The 13,579-nt window shown below is 63.9% G+C and carries 13 protein-coding genes; 4 read left to right on the top strand and 9 right to left on the bottom strand.

Features of this window, described 5'->3' with window-relative positions:
* Positions 1-85: 85 nt before the first annotated feature.
* The 6 genes from IC762_RS25290 to IC762_RS25265 form a co-directional block, all read right to left on the bottom strand.
* The gene (locus tag IC762_RS25290) at positions 86-1,081 is read right to left on the bottom strand and encodes a Bug family tripartite tricarboxylate transporter substrate binding protein (protein WP_195784918.1); all 996 of its coding nucleotides are present in this window, start codon (positions 1,079-1,081) and stop codon (positions 86-88) included.
* 25 nt (positions 1,082-1,106) lie between these two features.
* Complete coding sequence (locus IC762_RS25285; RefSeq protein ID WP_195784917.1) at positions 1,107-1,793, bottom strand: cyclase family protein; 687 nt, start codon at positions 1,791-1,793, stop codon at positions 1,107-1,109.
* 92 nt (positions 1,794-1,885) lie between these two features.
* Positions 1,886-3,181, bottom strand: a complete 1,296-nt coding sequence (locus tag IC762_RS25280; RefSeq protein WP_195784916.1) for a TRAP transporter large permease — start codon at positions 3,179-3,181, stop codon at positions 1,886-1,888.
* A gap of 15 nt (positions 3,182-3,196) precedes the next feature.
* A complete protein-coding gene (locus tag IC762_RS25275; RefSeq protein WP_195784915.1) occupies positions 3,197-3,709 on the bottom strand; it encodes a TRAP transporter small permease in 513 nt (170 codons plus the stop codon).
* A gap of 18 nt (positions 3,710-3,727) precedes the next feature.
* Complete coding sequence (locus tag IC762_RS25270; protein WP_246801227.1) at positions 3,728-4,756, bottom strand: TRAP transporter substrate-binding protein; 1,029 nt, start codon at positions 4,754-4,756, stop codon at positions 3,728-3,730.
* Between the two features lie 52 nt (positions 4,757-4,808).
* Positions 4,809-5,555, bottom strand: coding sequence for a GntR family transcriptional regulator (locus IC762_RS25265; RefSeq protein ID WP_195784914.1), 747 nt, complete (start codon positions 5,553-5,555; stop codon positions 4,809-4,811).
* Between the two features lie 90 nt (positions 5,556-5,645).
* Between IC762_RS25265 and IC762_RS25260 the strand changes: the two genes are divergently transcribed.
* Positions 5,646-6,452 (top strand): SDR family NAD(P)-dependent oxidoreductase, encoded by an 807-nt coding sequence (locus IC762_RS25260; protein WP_195784913.1) that lies wholly within the window; start codon positions 5,646-5,648, stop codon positions 6,450-6,452.
* A 9-nt stretch (positions 6,453-6,461) separates the two neighbouring features.
* Here IC762_RS25260 and IC762_RS25255 read toward each other — a convergent pair whose 3' ends face one another.
* Together IC762_RS25255 and IC762_RS25250 are read right to left on the bottom strand one after the other, a co-directional pair.
* Positions 6,462-7,172, bottom strand: a complete 711-nt coding sequence (locus IC762_RS25255; RefSeq protein ID WP_195784912.1) for a molybdate ABC transporter substrate-binding protein — start codon at positions 7,170-7,172, stop codon at positions 6,462-6,464.
* Between the two features lie 30 nt (positions 7,173-7,202).
* The gene (locus IC762_RS25250; protein ID WP_433995923.1) at positions 7,203-8,150 is read right to left on the bottom strand and encodes a Bug family tripartite tricarboxylate transporter substrate binding protein; all 948 of its coding nucleotides are present in this window, start codon (positions 8,148-8,150) and stop codon (positions 7,203-7,205) included.
* Between the two features lie 173 nt (positions 8,151-8,323).
* Between IC762_RS25250 and IC762_RS25245 the strand changes: the two genes are divergently transcribed.
* The 3 genes from IC762_RS25245 to IC762_RS25235 all read left to right on the top strand — a co-directional run bounded on the left by IC762_RS25245 (position 8,324) and on the right by IC762_RS25235 (position 12,457).
* Positions 8,324-9,394 carry an ABC transporter substrate-binding protein gene (locus IC762_RS25245; protein ID WP_246801225.1) on the top strand — a complete coding sequence of 357 codons (1,071 nt, stop codon included), beginning with the start codon at positions 8,324-8,326 and terminating at the stop codon, positions 9,392-9,394.
* Positions 9,395-9,519: 125 nt separating this feature from the next.
* Positions 9,520-11,610, top strand: a complete 2,091-nt coding sequence (locus IC762_RS25240; RefSeq protein WP_195784910.1) for a molybdopterin oxidoreductase family protein — start codon at positions 9,520-9,522, stop codon at positions 11,608-11,610.
* Positions 11,611-11,677: 67 nt separating this feature from the next.
* The gene (locus tag IC762_RS25235; RefSeq protein WP_195784909.1) at positions 11,678-12,457 is read left to right on the top strand and encodes an enoyl-CoA hydratase/isomerase family protein; all 780 of its coding nucleotides are present in this window, start codon (positions 11,678-11,680) and stop codon (positions 12,455-12,457) included.
* Between the two features lie 192 nt (positions 12,458-12,649).
* Here the strand turns inward: IC762_RS25235 and IC762_RS25230 are convergent, their stop codons facing one another.
* Entirely contained in the window at positions 12,650-13,477 is an 828-nt protein-coding gene (locus IC762_RS25230; protein ID WP_195784908.1) for a lysozyme inhibitor LprI family protein, read from the bottom strand.
* Positions 13,478-13,579 lie beyond the last annotated feature (102 nt).

The raw sequence follows: 13,579 nt of genomic DNA, 5'->3' as shown, positions 1-13,579 counted from the left end.
CCTTGTTTTTGGTGGGACGCACCGTAGGGAGGCAGGGAAACGGTCGCAAGGCACACGCTGCGCGTGTCGCGCAATCTTGATCCGGTCAGACCGGCTTGATCCCGGCTTTCGCGATGATATCGCGCCACTTCGGCACTTCATCGGTGATGCGCCTGCGCATGCCGTCGGGACCGTTCGCAAGCACCTCGAAGCCGTCATTGCGCAATTGGTCGGCGATGGCAGGCGTTTTCAGGATCGCGATCGATTTTGCCGTCAGCAGCTCGACGATGGACGCAGGTGTCCTTGCCGGAGCGAGAAATCCCTGAAACGTGTCCGAGATGAAGTCCGTGTAGCCGAGCTCGACCATGGTCGGCACGTCAGGCAGGTCGAACCACCGGTGCGCTCCGGTCACAGCGAGTGCCTTCAGCGCACCGGATTCGATATGGGGATGCGCAGGCGGCAGCGCGGCAAACGCAATCTGCGTCGTTCCGCCGAGGATCGCCTGGATCGCAGGCCCGGCTCCGGAGAACGGAACATGGGTCATCTGGATGCGGCCGACGATCTTGAACAACTCGCCTGCCAGATGCGGCGTCGTGCCGAGGCCCGGGCTCGCATAGTTCAGCTCATCCGGGTTGGCCTTCGCACGCGCGATCAGCTCGGCGACCGAATTGATCCCGAGTTTCGGATTGGCCAGGATCACATTCGGCGAGGTGCCGAGCTCGGCGATGGCGGCAAAGTCCTTGTCGGGATCGTATGGGATCTTGGCGTAGAGGCCGGGATTGACGACAAAAGCGCTGGACGTGATCAGGAGCGTATAGCCGTCCGGCTCGCCATGCGCGGCAATGCCGATCCCGATATTGCCGCCGCCGCCGGGACGGTTCTCGACCACGATCGTGCCGCCCACTGCCTCTCCAAGATGCGTGCCGAGAATGCGGGCCATGATGTCGGTGGGGCCGCCCGGCGCGAAGGGCACGATGATCTTGATCGGACGTTCGGGATAGCCGGCGGCTTTGGTCCGCCTTGCAAAACCAGTGGCTGCGAGTGCGGTGCCAGCCTTCAGAACTGAGCGGCGAGACGGGAAGAACGCTTTGCGGTCCATCATCGGGTTTCCCAGTCTCTCCGCAACGCTACAGGTCGAACACCGCCACCGCGCGGATCGGCGAGGCTGTTCCGTCGCGCCATTTCATCGGCAGGCCGATAAAGGTGAACTGTCCCTGGCCGAGCAATGCTTCGAGATTGCACAGGCTTTCGATGTGGGTGATGTCGAGCTCGAGACAGGCCTTGTGAACGAGCAGGTTCTCGTCACTGTCGGGACCTGGGCGCATCGAGTCGATGCCGAAATGGACGATACCGTGCCCGGCCAGCCATTCGGTGGCCGCGACGTTCACGCCGGGGTTGTCGGTGGAATATTGTTTGCCCGGAAATGTCCGTGCGTGATGGCCGGTGCAAAGCAGGACAGTGCCGCCCTTCGGCACCGGTACCCCGGCTGCCGTCACGGCCGTTTCGAGATCGGCAGGCGTAATCTCGGTGCGCGGCGCAATGTGGCGCAGATCGAGGCAGATGCCGGGCACGATGCATTTTTCCAGCGGATACTGATCGATCGAGATGCCGCTCGGCCCGAAATGCCGGGGCGCATCGATGTGCGTGCCGCCATGGTCGGGCATCGAGATGAACATCGATGCCAGCCCGTAGACATTCCCGGATTCCGCAAAGGCCTCGTCGTGGTCCTTCCACATCCCGTGCATGATCGGCGGATGACCGGGATAGCTCGGGGTGCGGTGATAGAGTTCCCGGCTCAGGTCGACGATCCTCATGCGGGTGCCCTTTCTTGACGGAGCTGGCGCAGGCGCGCTTCTACCCTGGATGCTGCCGCGTTTGCCGCAGCCTTGCAAGACGCGTCTTCTGTCTAATGCAGCACCTGAAGCTGCCGCGGCAACCACAGCGAGATCTCCGGCAGGTAAGTCACGCACATCAGGACAGCGAACATCACGGCGTAAAACGGCCAGATCTTGCGCATGACCTGCTCGATCGTGACCTTGCCGACCGCGCAACCGACGAACAGGATTGCCCCGACCGGCGGATGGCACAGGCCGATGCCGAGGTTGAGCAGCATGATCATGCCGAAATGGACCGGGTCGACGCCGAAATTCTTCATCACCGGCAGCAGGATCGGCGTTGCGATCAGGATCGATGGCGCCATGTCGACGAGCGTGCCGAGCACCAGCAGCAGGACGTTGATCAGGAGCAGGATGACGTATTTGTTGTCGGAGATCGACAGGAAGAACGCCGTCATCTTGGCCGGCATCTGCGTCAGCGCCATGATGTAGCCGACGCTGGACGCGCAGGCGATCAATGTCATCACCATTGCCACGGTGCGCAGCGTGCGGTGCAGCAGCACGGGCAGGTCGCGCCAGCGATAATCGCGGTAGATGAACATGGTGACGAAGAAGGCCCAGATGCAGGCAACGGCGCCAGCCTCGATCGCGGTGAAGATGCCGCCCAGAATGCCGCCGAGGATGATGACCAGCGTGATCAGGCCCCAGGCGGCATCGATCGTGATCCGGATCGCATCCTTTGCCGGCACCGTCTGGCCGCGTGGGTGCCCTTCGCGGTAGGCGACCGCGACGCACAGGATGACCAGCGAAAAGCCGAGCAGCAGGCCGGGGAAGACGCCCGCCATGAACAAGGCGCTGATCGAAATGGTGCCGCCGGTGGCGAGCGAATAGAGCACCGCATTGTGGCTCGGCGGCACCAGCAGCGCCTGGACCGAGGAGGTGATGGTCAAATTGGTGGCGAAGACCCGCGGATATCCGTTCCGTTCCATCTGCGGGATCATCACCGAACCGATCGCCGAGGTATCGGCGACGGCTGATCCTGAAATGCCACTCAGAAATGTCGTTGCAAGCACGTTGACGATCGAAAGCCCGCCGCGCAGCCGCGTGAGCCCGACCAGCACGTCGGCAAAGGCCACCAGGCGTCGCGCCATGCCGCCTTCCGCCATGATCGCGCCGGCCAGCACGAAGAACGGGATGGTCAGCATCGCGACCTTGCTGACGCCATCGGAGATCTTCAGCATGACGGCTTCGAGCGGGATGCCGATCGAAAGCGCGCCGACGATGGCCGCCATCGCCAGCGAGTAGGCGATCGGCATGCCGATCAGGAAACAGACCAGCATGGTCGCGAGCAGAATGAAGATATCCATCGTGGCCCCTCGCGATCAGTCGATGGAGATTTCGTGGTGTGGCCCGATCGGGTCGGGCGGCACGCCGAGGAAAATCCGCTCGATGATGAATGCGAGCAGGCACAAGCCGCCGATCGGGATCGGAAGATAGGTGATGCCGACCGAGAGGAACGGGAAGTCGGCGATGGTATTGTGCCAGGTGACTTCGACCAGTCGCCAGCCCCAGACGATCATGAACAGTGCGATCATCCCCATCAGCAGCTGGACGAGGAGATCGACGAGGGAGCGCAACCGGTCAGGCAGTTTGCCCGCGAAGTACCCGACGTTCATGTGCAGGTTGAGCCGATAGCCCGCCGCTGCACCAATGAAGGTCACGACGATGGTGAGCAGGACCGCCAGCGGTTCGGGCCAGGAGGCGGCGCTGTTCAGGACGTAGCGTGTGAACACCGCCCAGGGGATGACGGCCGAGATCAGCACCAGTGCCGTGCAGCCCGTAACGACGCAGGCGAGGTAGAGATAATCCATTGCGCGGCGATACGATCCAACCATGTCGAGCTCCGCGTTGTGTCAGGCTGACTGGATGCGCGCGATCATGTCCTGGTATTTCGGACCGTATTTGTCCCAGACCGGCTTGACCGCTTGCTGGAACGGCGTCTTGTCGGCGATCTCGACGATCTCGCACCCGGCAACCTTGGCTTTCTCCATCGCCTCCTGCTCGTACTTGTTCCAGAGCACGCGCTCCTCCATCTGCGCTTCGCGGGCAAGCTTCTTGATCAGCGCCTGGTCGTCGGCCGAAAGCGCAAACCATGCGCGTTTCGAGAACACCAACAGCTCCGGAACGATCAGATGCTCGGTGAGCGTGAAGTGCTTCGCCACCGTGTAGTGATTGCTGAAGACGTAGCTCGGCGGATTGTTCTCGGCGCCGTCGATCACGCCGGTCTGCAGCGCGCTGAACACCTGATCGTAGCCCATCGCGACGCCGTTGCCGCCGAGCGCGTTCATCATGTCGATGAAGATGGGATTGCCGATCACGCGGAACTTGAGGCCCTTGACGTCGGCGATCGTCTTGATCGAGTGCTTGGTGTTGTAGAGGCTGCGCGCACCGGAATTCATCCAGCACAGCGCGACCAGGTTCGCGTTGGCGTTGGCGGTGATCTTGTCCAGCAGTTCCTGGCCGATCGGGCCGTCCATCATCTTTTCGGCATGCGCCGTGTTCTTGAACAGGAACGGCATGTTGATGACGTTGATCTCATCGACGATCGGACCGATCGAGCCGGCACTGACGCGCAGCATCTGGATCGCGCCGATCTGGGTCTGCTCGATGGTTTCCTTCTCGCCGCCGAGCTGCATCGACGGGAACATCTGCACTGAGAGACGGCCGTTGGTTGCATCCGCCAGCTTCTTGCCGAGGCTTTCGGTGGCGACCACGGTCGGGTAGCCGGGAGGCTGCACGTCGGATGCCTTGAAGACCGCCTTCGATTGCGCAAGGGCGGGCGCTGCGAACGCAGCCGCTGCGCCGAGGCCGGCGCCCATTCTGAAGAGGTCGCGACGGTTGAGCCGTGCAATGCGATGCTGCGATCGATGTCCCTGGTCCATGTCGTTTCCTTCCCTGATGCCCGGCTCGTGGTCCGGCCGCGGTCGTCCTGGTTCAATTTCTTGGCTGGGTTTGCTGGTCGAAGAACTCTGGATTGTAGTGCTGGGGCGCCGAGATATCGGCCAGCAGGCGTTCGAGATGTCTGACCATGGCGGCACTGGCGGCGGCCGGTTCGCGCGCCTCGATGCCTGCCATGATGGCCTCGTGCTCGGCGATCACTTCCGCCATCCGCCCGCGTTGCGGCAAAGTGAGGCGCCGGAAGCGATCGACATGAAGCTTGACCTGGAGGATCAGCCGCCAGATGCCGGGGTGCCCGGCGATATCAGCGATCGCGGCGTGAAAGGCTTCATCGGCCTGATGGAAAGCTTCGCGATCTCCGGCCGCATCGGCCTCGCGCTGCCGCTCCAGGATGGAATGCAGGCCGAGGATCTGGCTGGAACTGGCCCGCTCGGTCGCCATGCGCGTGGTGGTCTCCTCGAGCGACCTGCGGATGATGATCGCCTCGGGCAGTGCAGCCAGCGGGATGCGCGACACGAAGATGCCCGATTGCGGGAAGATCTCCACCAGGCCCTCATCCGAAAGCTTCAGGATGGCCTCGCGCACCGGCGTGCGGCTGACGCCGTAGGAGCGCGCGATCTCGGATTCCAGGATCGCTTCGCCCGGCCGGCGTTGCAGCGAGGCCAGCTCGGCACGCAGCTCGGCGTAGATGCGGGCGGCCGCGGTCGCGGCGCGCGGCCGGCCGGCACGGCGGTCGCCGGACGGGGTACGCAGATCGGACGTCTTCTGCGAGCGCGCGGGCATTCTTGCTCCCAATAGTGATATATTAGTATATGAACCAAGCAATCGATGCAAACCAAGAGTCGCATTCCGGCATCCGCGGAGGAGTTTCAGGTGACCGACTATCGCAAGCTGTTCGATCTCACCGGCAAGACCGCCGTCGTGCTGGGCGCTGCGTCCGGCATCGGCAAATCCTCGGCCGAGGCACTGGCATCGCTCGGCGCTCGCGTGCTGTGCGCCGACCGCACGCCGGAGGGCGCCGACGCAACCGCCCAAGCGATCCGGCAGCAGGGCGGATCGGCAACCGCGCTCAGTTGCGATGCTGCTGACCACGCCGACGTCGAAGTGCTGGCCGCAAAAGCGCGCGCGGAATTTCAGCGCATCGACATCGCCGTCACGACGCCCGGGTTGAATATCCGCAAGACCATTCTCGACTACACCGACGAGGATCTCGATCGCGTCATCAACCTCAACATCAAGGGCACGGTCTGGTTCTTCCAGGCTTTCGGCCGCATCATGGTCGAGCAGCAGGGCGGCAGCCTCATCGCCTGCTCGTCGGTGCGCGCGGTGACCATCGAGCCGGGGCTTGCGGTTTATGGATCGACCAAGGCGGCGATCGGGCTTCTGGTGAAGGGCTTTGCCTCCGAGGTCGGGCGTTCCGGCGTCCGGGTCAACGCGATCGCGCCGAGCATTGCCGAGACCGCGCTGACCGGTCCATTCAAGCAGCGGCCGGACATCTACAACCTCTATGCCGGGCACACCGTGTTCAATCGCTGGAGCAGCGCCGACGAGGTCGCCACCGCCGTCGCCTACCTTGCATCGGATGCCGCAAGTTATGTCAGCGGCAGCACGCTGTTTGTCGATGGCGGCTGGACCGCGGTCGATGGACCTCCGACGGGGCTGACCCAGCTGTCACGCTAATCGCAGCCATCACTGCATCGGTTTGGAAACAAAACCTGCACGGCCGCGGAGCTCCGCCGCTTCCGGCGAGGTCAGCAGTGCGATCAGGCATTGCGCCTGCTCTGCGGCCGCTGCGTGCGTCGCGATGGCGGCAGTGTACATGGTCGCGAGCCCATACCCCGGCGGCAGCACGCCGGACAGCGTGACGCCCTCGGTGCTGATAATCTCGGTCGATTGCGTGCAGCCGATCGGGCGCCGGGCATCGGATTCAGCAAGCTGTCGCATGGCCGTCGCGCCGTTTGGAAAGATCTTCAGCCGGTCGGCGACATCGCTCGCAATGCCGAGCTGCGCGAGAACCTTGGCGACGTGAATGCCGGCGGTGGACGCCTGGGTGTCGGGCACGAAAATCGCATCCGCTGCCCGCAGCACGGCACGCAGCCCGTCTGCATCCCGAGCCTCCGCTAGCGGATCCCCTGCGCGGACCGCGAGCGCAGTTTCAACGCGGCCGATGTCGGTGATCGAATTTCGCAGCACCAGCGCCTCATCGGCAAGCTTCGCGATCAGGGCGGCGGTCAGGATCACCATATCGATCGGCAGGCCGGACCGCAGTCTGTCCGCCATGACGCCGACCGCGCCGAACTCGCCGGCAATGGTGCGACCGGTCGCGGCCTTGAACGCAGCTCCGAGGCTGCCCACCAGGCCCTGCGCCGCGCCGCCGCTCAGGATATTCAAAGTCGTCATCTGATCCGTTCCAAGGTTGACGCAGCGAGCCTACTGGGTCTTGTCGAACCGTTTGACGACGTCGGCCCATTTCACGATGTCGCTGCGCAAGAATTTACCGAACTCTTCCGGCGTCATCGCCATCGGTACCGCGCCCTGCGTGGCCCAGAGCTGGGCGACGTCCGGCCGCTTGATCGCGATGTTCACAGCCTTGTTCAGCTTGTCGATGATCGGCTGCGGGGTCCCTGCCGGCGCCATCAGGCCGAGCCAGATCGTCGCCTCGTAACCGGGAACGCCGGCCTCGACGACGGTCGGAACGGCAGGCAGCACGGCCGAACGCGTTTTGCCCGTGGTGGCAAGGGCGCGGACCTGATTTTCGGCAATGTTCGGCGCCATCGCCGGAACCGCGTCGATCATCATCTGGACTTGGCCACCGATGACGCCGCTGCGGGCCTCGCCGCTGTTGCGGTAGGGCACATGCACGACATCGATTCCGGCCATGGATTTGAATAGCTCGCCCGCCATGTGATACGGCGTACCCTGACCCGACGAGGCATAGTTGAGCTTGCCGGGCTGGGATTTTGCCAGCGCGATGAACTCCGGCAAGGTCTTCGCCGGCACGTCAGGGTGGACCACGATCACGAGATCGGACGAATTCAGCGGCGCGATCGGCGCGAGGTCGCGCATCAGTTCGTATTTGCGCTGCGGCACCAGCGATTCATTCGCGGTCTGGGTGTTCGACATCATCAGCAGCGTGTAGCCGTCGGCCGGCGCCTTCGCGACCTCGAGCGTACCGATCACGCCGCCGGCGCCGGTACGGTTCTCGACCACGAAGGGCTGGCCGAGATTTTCCTGCAGGATGCTGCCGATCTGCCGCGCCACGACGTCGGCGGGCCCGCCGGGGCCAAAGGGAACGATGATCCTGACCGGGCGGGCAGGGTAGTCTTCAGCGCGGGCGTGCGAAGCCGGGATTGCCACGGTCAGCAGAGCCGCGAGCATCACTGCGTACCGTAATTCCGCCATTGATCGGCTCCCCCAACTTAAGTCTTGTTTCTTGATCGGAAGTCTAGCGGCAACCTGAAGCCGCTGTCGACGACAGACTCCGTCGCTCGCGCTGGAATAAGTGCGGGAGATCGGTGTACCCAACTTCGCCATCACGTGCGGGGAATCTGATGAGGAAACATTCCGGGCTGTCGCGCCGCGACGTGCTGAAGGGTTCGGGCATGGTGCTGGCCGGCGCCGCGTTCTCAACGCGCGTGGTGGCCGCCGCGCCTGCCGCCGAACCGGTCACGCCGACTTTGATCGAGGCGGCGAAGAAAGAAGGGCAGGTCATCTACTACACCTCGACCGATTTGCCGGTCGCCGAGAAGCTGGCGAGGGCGTTCGAGGCCAAATATCCCGGCATTGCCGTCCGCGTCGAGCGCACCGGCGCCGAGCGCGTGTTCCAGCGGGTCGGCCAGGAATACTCCAGCAACATTCACGCCGTCGATGTCGTCAATTCCTCCGATGCGGCGCATTTCATCGTCTGGAAGCGGGACGGCATTCTGGCGCCTTACGTTCCCGAGGACGTCGCCAAATTCTATCCGGACGAGCACCGCGATGCGGACGGCCAGTTCGCAAGTTTCCGCGTCTGGCTTTCGATCATCGCCTACAACACCAATCTGGTGAAGGCCGAGGACGCGCCGAAGAGTTTTGCCGATCTGCTCGATCCCAAATGGAAAGGCAAGATCGTCAAGGCGCATCCTGGCTACAGCGGCACCATCATGACCGCGACCTATCAGATGCAGCGCGATCTCGGCTGGGGTTATTTCGAGAAGCTCGCCAAGCAGAACATCATGCAGGTCCAGTCCTCGACCGATCCGCCCAAGAAGCTCGATCTCGGCGAACGCGCGGTGATGGCTGACGGCAACGAATACAACATCTTCCAGATGAAGGAATCCGGCCGCCCGGTCGAGCCGGTCTACGCCACCGAGGGATCACCGATCATCGTCGGCCCGAATGGCATCTTCAAGGACTGCCCGCATCCGAATGCCGCGCGGTTGTTTCAATCGTTTGCGCTCGGGCGCGAGGGGCAGCAACTCAACATCGATTTCGGCGGCCTGCGTTCCGTGCACGCGCAGACCCAGGAGAAAGCCGGACGCAGGCCGCTGAAGGACATCAAGACGATGAAAGACGACGCGGCGGCGGTGGAACGGGAAGGAGAATCGATCAAGTCGCGCTACACGAAGATTTTCCACGTTTGATCGGGTGATCCCACGCCGATAGCGACCTGATTGGGCGCCTGACGCATGGCTTATGCCCGGTTTTCGCACAAACTGCGCGGATAATGCCTCTCGGCTCGCGGACCGTTTGATGTTACCACTTTGGCATGAACCAGCACGCCAAGGTCGACATCCGCCATTCCACCTGTCCGCACGACTGCCCTTCGGCATGCGCGCTCGACGTCGAGGTTGTCGATGGGCGCTCGATCGGCCGTGTGAGGGGCTCCAAGCAGCAGACCTACACGGCCGGCGTGGTCTGCGCCAAGGTCGCGCGCTACGCCGAGCGGATTCATCATGCCGAGCGGCTGATGCATCCGCTGCGCCGGACCGGCCCGAAAGGCTCAGGTCAGTTCGCACGGATCTCCTGGGACGAGGCACTCGACGAAATCGCCGGGCGCTTCGATGATGCCGAGCGCGCGTTCGGCGCCGAGTCGGTCTGGCCGTACTACTATGCCGGCACCATGGGACTCGTGATGCGCGACGGCCTCAACCGTCTCTCGCACGTCAAGAAGTACTCGCGCTTCTATGGCACGATCTGCTCGACCATTGCCCGCATCGGCTTTACGGCCGGGACCGGCAAGATCATGGGCGTCGATCCCCGCGAGATGGGCGTCTCCGACCTCGTCGTGATCTGGGGCACCAATCCGGTGAATACCCAGGTCAACGTGATGACGCACGCCTCGCGCGCCCGCAAGGAACGCGGTGCCAGGATCGCGGCGGTCGACGTCTATAACAACGAGACGATGAAGCAGGCCGACATCAAGATCCTGCTGCGGCCCGGCACCGACGGCGCCTTCGCCTGCGCGGTGATGCACGTGCTGTTCCGTGAGGGCCTTGCCGACCGTAACTATCTCGCGCGCTACACCGATTGCCCCGACGAGCTGGAAGCGCATCTCAAGACCCGCACCCCGGAATGGGCCTCGGCGATATCAGGCGTGCCGGTGGAAGAGATCGAGGCGTTCGCGCGCCTGGTCGGGCAGACCGAGCGCACGTTCTTCCGCCTCGGCTACGGGTTTACGCGCAGCCGCAACGGCGCGGCGCAGATGCACGCCGCACTGTGCATTCCCGCCGTCACCGGTGCCTGGCAGTACGAGGGCGGCGGCGCCTTCTTCAACAATGCCGGCATCTGGCGCTTCGACGAATCCATCATCGAAGGCCACGACGCGATCGATCCCGCCACGCGGGTGCTCGATCAGTCGAAGATCGGCCGCATCCTGACCGGCGATGCGGAAGCGCTGAAGGGCGGCGGCCCGGTCAAGGCGATGCTGATCCAGAATACCAATCCGATGACGGTCGCGCCGGAACAGGCGCTGGTGCGGCAAGGCTTCGCGCGCGAGGATCTGTTCGTCGCGGTGCATGAGCAGTTCATGACCGAGACCGCGCAGATGGCCGACATCGTGCTGCCGGCGACGATGTTCATGGAGCACGACGATCTCTATTATGGCGGCGGCCATCAGCACATCTCGGTCGGCCCGAAGCTGATCGACCCGCCCGGCGAATGCCGCTCCAATCACGAGGTGATGCAGGGGCTCGGCCGCAGGCTGAACGCCACCCATCCCGGCTTCGACATGACCGCGCGCGAGCTGATCGACGCGACGCTGAAGAAGAGCGGGCATGGCGATATCGCGGCGCTGGAGGCCGATATTTGGCGCGACCTGCAGCCTGATTTCCGCACCTCGCACTATCTCGACGGCTTCGCCCATGCGGACAAGAAATTCCACTTCAAAGTCGATTGGGGCAAGGTTCCGGTTGGTGCCGGTGGCCTGATGGGCGCATGGGACAAGATGCCCTCGCTGCCCGATCATTGGACCATCATCGAGGAAGCGGACGCGCAGCACCCGTTCCGGCTCGCGACGTCGCCGTCGCGCAGCTTCCTCAACACCAGTTTCAACGAGACGCCGTCGTCGCAGGCCCGCGAGGGCGCGCCGACGGTGATGATCCACCCCGCGGATGCCGCGCCGCTGTCGATCGCGGACGGCGATGCAGTGACGCTCGGCAACACCCGCGGCGAGACCACGCTGACTGCAAAACTGTTCGACGGCGTGCGGCGCGGCGTGCTGATCGCCGAGTCGATCCACCCGAACAAGTCGCACATCGGCGGCCGCGGCATCAACATGCTGACCGGCGCCGAAGCCGTCGCTCCCGTCGGCGGCGCCGCGTTCCACGACAACAAGGTCTGGATCAGGAAGGCGCTCTAATTCCCGCTTGCAGTCGGCGCCGATCCTGCCGCAAATGTCGGCCGGCAACAGCGCACAGGCGGCAAACATGAGCGACAGCAGCGTCATTCTCGAAAAGCGCGGTCAGACGTTCTGGATCACCATCAACCGGCCGGACAAGCGCAACGCGCTCAATGCCAGCGTGATCGCGGGCATTTCCAAGGGCTACCGCGACGCCCATGACGACGGCGACGTGCGCGTCATCGTGCTGACGGGCGCGGGCGACAAGGCGTTCTGTGCCGGCGCCGATTTGCAGAACAGCGGCGCGGCGTTCGCGACGGATCATTCGCGTCCCAATGTCGATTACGCCGACCTGTTGCGGCTGTCGCAGAATGCGACCAAGCCCGCGATCGCGCGGGTCGGCGGGGTCTGCATGGCCGGCGGCATGGGATTGCTGTGCATGACCGACGTGGCGGTCGCCGCCGATCATGTGATCTTCGGCCTGCCCGAGGTCAAGGTCGGCGTATTCCCGATGCAGGTGATGAGCCTGCTGCAATCGATCGCCCCGCCGCGCCTGGTCAACGAATGGGCGCTGACCGGCGAGCCGTTCGATGCGAGCGCGGCCAAGGCCGCCGGTCTCCTGAACTACGTCGTTCCCGCCGCCGAACTCGATGCCAAGATCGATTGGCTGATCGGCCGCATCGTCGACAAGTCGCCGACGGCGATCCGTCGCGGCAAATATGCCATGCGGGCGATCGCCTCGATGTCGTTCGACGAGAGCATCGCCTACACCGAAAGCCAGATCGCGCTGCTCGCGATGACCGAGGACGCCAAGGAGGGCCTCAAGGCCTTTGGCGAGAAGCGCAAGCCGTCATGGACGGGGCGATGAACGGCGGACTGTGCGCCGCCTCGCCCCGCGTGCGGGGAGGGGCGCACCGCCAAAATGTCGAAAACAACCCCATGCAAAGGTGCCGGGGGCGTTCGACCCGACAACTTGACATGTCGGGCAAATCGGTGGCATTATTCCATTATTCCGAAGTCGCGCAGGCGTCCCTCAGGCGAGGCGGCCGTTGCTTCGGGGTCAGCGCAACATGCCGGACGGCGGATATCGGCTGCTCGTCAGGCAGGCGCGCAGCCATGGCGCGTCGGTGTCGATGCTCACGTCGGCGTCCAGCCGGGGAAGGGGACGAGCGGGTGGCGCATCCGCGACAGGTGAGGGATGGCTGTTCCAGCCGCCGCGCGAGGCGGACGGGTCCTCAGCGTCGGGGCAGGGATTTTCGTCGCCACCTCCGATCGAGCAGGTCGCGATCGTCTTGAGCCGGCCATCGACGACCTCGGCGACGGCATGCTTCTCAGAGACGCTGCCGCTCGCCCAATCCTGGTCCAGTATGCAGACCCGGTTGCCGTTCTGATAGCGTTGACTGGAAAAGCATCCGTAGCTGTAGCTGCTGTTTGCCGGCAGAAAATCGCAGGAGGTCTCAAAGCCCGCGAAGGGCCCGCCGCTAAACTGTGTGGTGAATCTGCGTTGCTCCAACGCAATCTCGACCAGTCGCGGCAGCTTCGGATCGGCGTCGGAACGGCGGGCCAGATACCTGGTTCGATCCTGGATGGCTTGCAGCACAATTCCGCGTCGGCTGTCTTCATCCGGAGCGTCCTCGCGGCCGGTCATTTGACCGAGCCGTTCGTCGCGGCGTGACAGCCATCGCCTCTGGCTGGCGACGAGAGCATCGCGGATTTCCGTGTCTCCCGTGGCGTTCAGGAGGCTCGCATACACGCCTCCCATGTCGGCGTCTGCCTTCTGAAGCCGTTTGTCGGCACAGATCATATGCTCGATGGTGCTCGAGGCCTTATGGCAGTCGATCGCTCGGGCTGGCGATACGAAGGCGATGATTGCGAGGGTCGCCCCCACGAGAGGGCCTGCTTTTGCGACGGCACCGTTTGGAGCTGCCCTGTTGGCATGGAAACGATCGTTGGCACGAGCATTCGGTCTTCCATACGCATTTCCGCGACT

Source organism: Bradyrhizobium genosp. L (assembly GCF_015624485.1).
Lineage (GTDB): Bacteria > Pseudomonadota > Alphaproteobacteria > Rhizobiales > Xanthobacteraceae > Bradyrhizobium.
The sequence above is the reverse complement of the archived record's forward strand: the minus strand, read 5'-3'. Positions and strand labels throughout refer to the sequence as shown.

Excerpts from the sequence above, each read along its gene's own strand:
- IC762_RS25270 (WP_246801227.1), bottom strand. The coding sequence starts at position 4,756 with ATGGACCAGGGACATCGATCGCAGCATCGCATTGCACGGCTCAACCGT.
- IC762_RS25290 (WP_195784918.1), bottom strand. The coding sequence starts at position 1,081 with ATGATGGACCGCAAAGCGTTCTTCCCGTCTCGCCGCTCAGTTCTGAAG.
- IC762_RS25245 (WP_246801225.1), top strand. The coding sequence starts at position 8,324 with ATGAGGAAACATTCCGGGCTGTCGCGCCGCGACGTGCTGAAGGGTTCG.
- IC762_RS25265 (WP_195784914.1), bottom strand. The coding sequence starts at position 5,555 with ATGCCCGCGCGCTCGCAGAAGACGTCCGATCTGCGTACCCCGTCCGGC.
- IC762_RS25275 (WP_195784915.1), bottom strand. The coding sequence starts at position 3,709 with ATGGTTGGATCGTATCGCCGCGCAATGGATTATCTCTACCTCGCCTGC.
- IC762_RS25285 (WP_195784917.1), bottom strand. The coding sequence starts at position 1,793 with ATGAGGATCGTCGACCTGAGCCGGGAACTCTATCACCGCACCCCGAGC.
- IC762_RS25235 (WP_195784909.1), top strand. The coding sequence starts at position 11,678 with ATGAGCGACAGCAGCGTCATTCTCGAAAAGCGCGGTCAGACGTTCTGG.
- IC762_RS25280 (WP_195784916.1), bottom strand. The coding sequence starts at position 3,181 with ATGGATATCTTCATTCTGCTCGCGACCATGCTGGTCTGTTTCCTGATC.
- IC762_RS25250 (WP_433995923.1), bottom strand. The coding sequence starts at position 8,150 with ATGCTCGCGGCTCTGCTGACCGTGGCAATCCCGGCTTCGCACGCCCGC.
- IC762_RS25240 (WP_195784910.1), top strand. The coding sequence starts at position 9,520 with ATGAACCAGCACGCCAAGGTCGACATCCGCCATTCCACCTGTCCGCAC.
- IC762_RS25255 (WP_195784912.1), bottom strand. The coding sequence starts at position 7,172 with ATGACGACTTTGAATATCCTGAGCGGCGGCGCGGCGCAGGGCCTGGTG.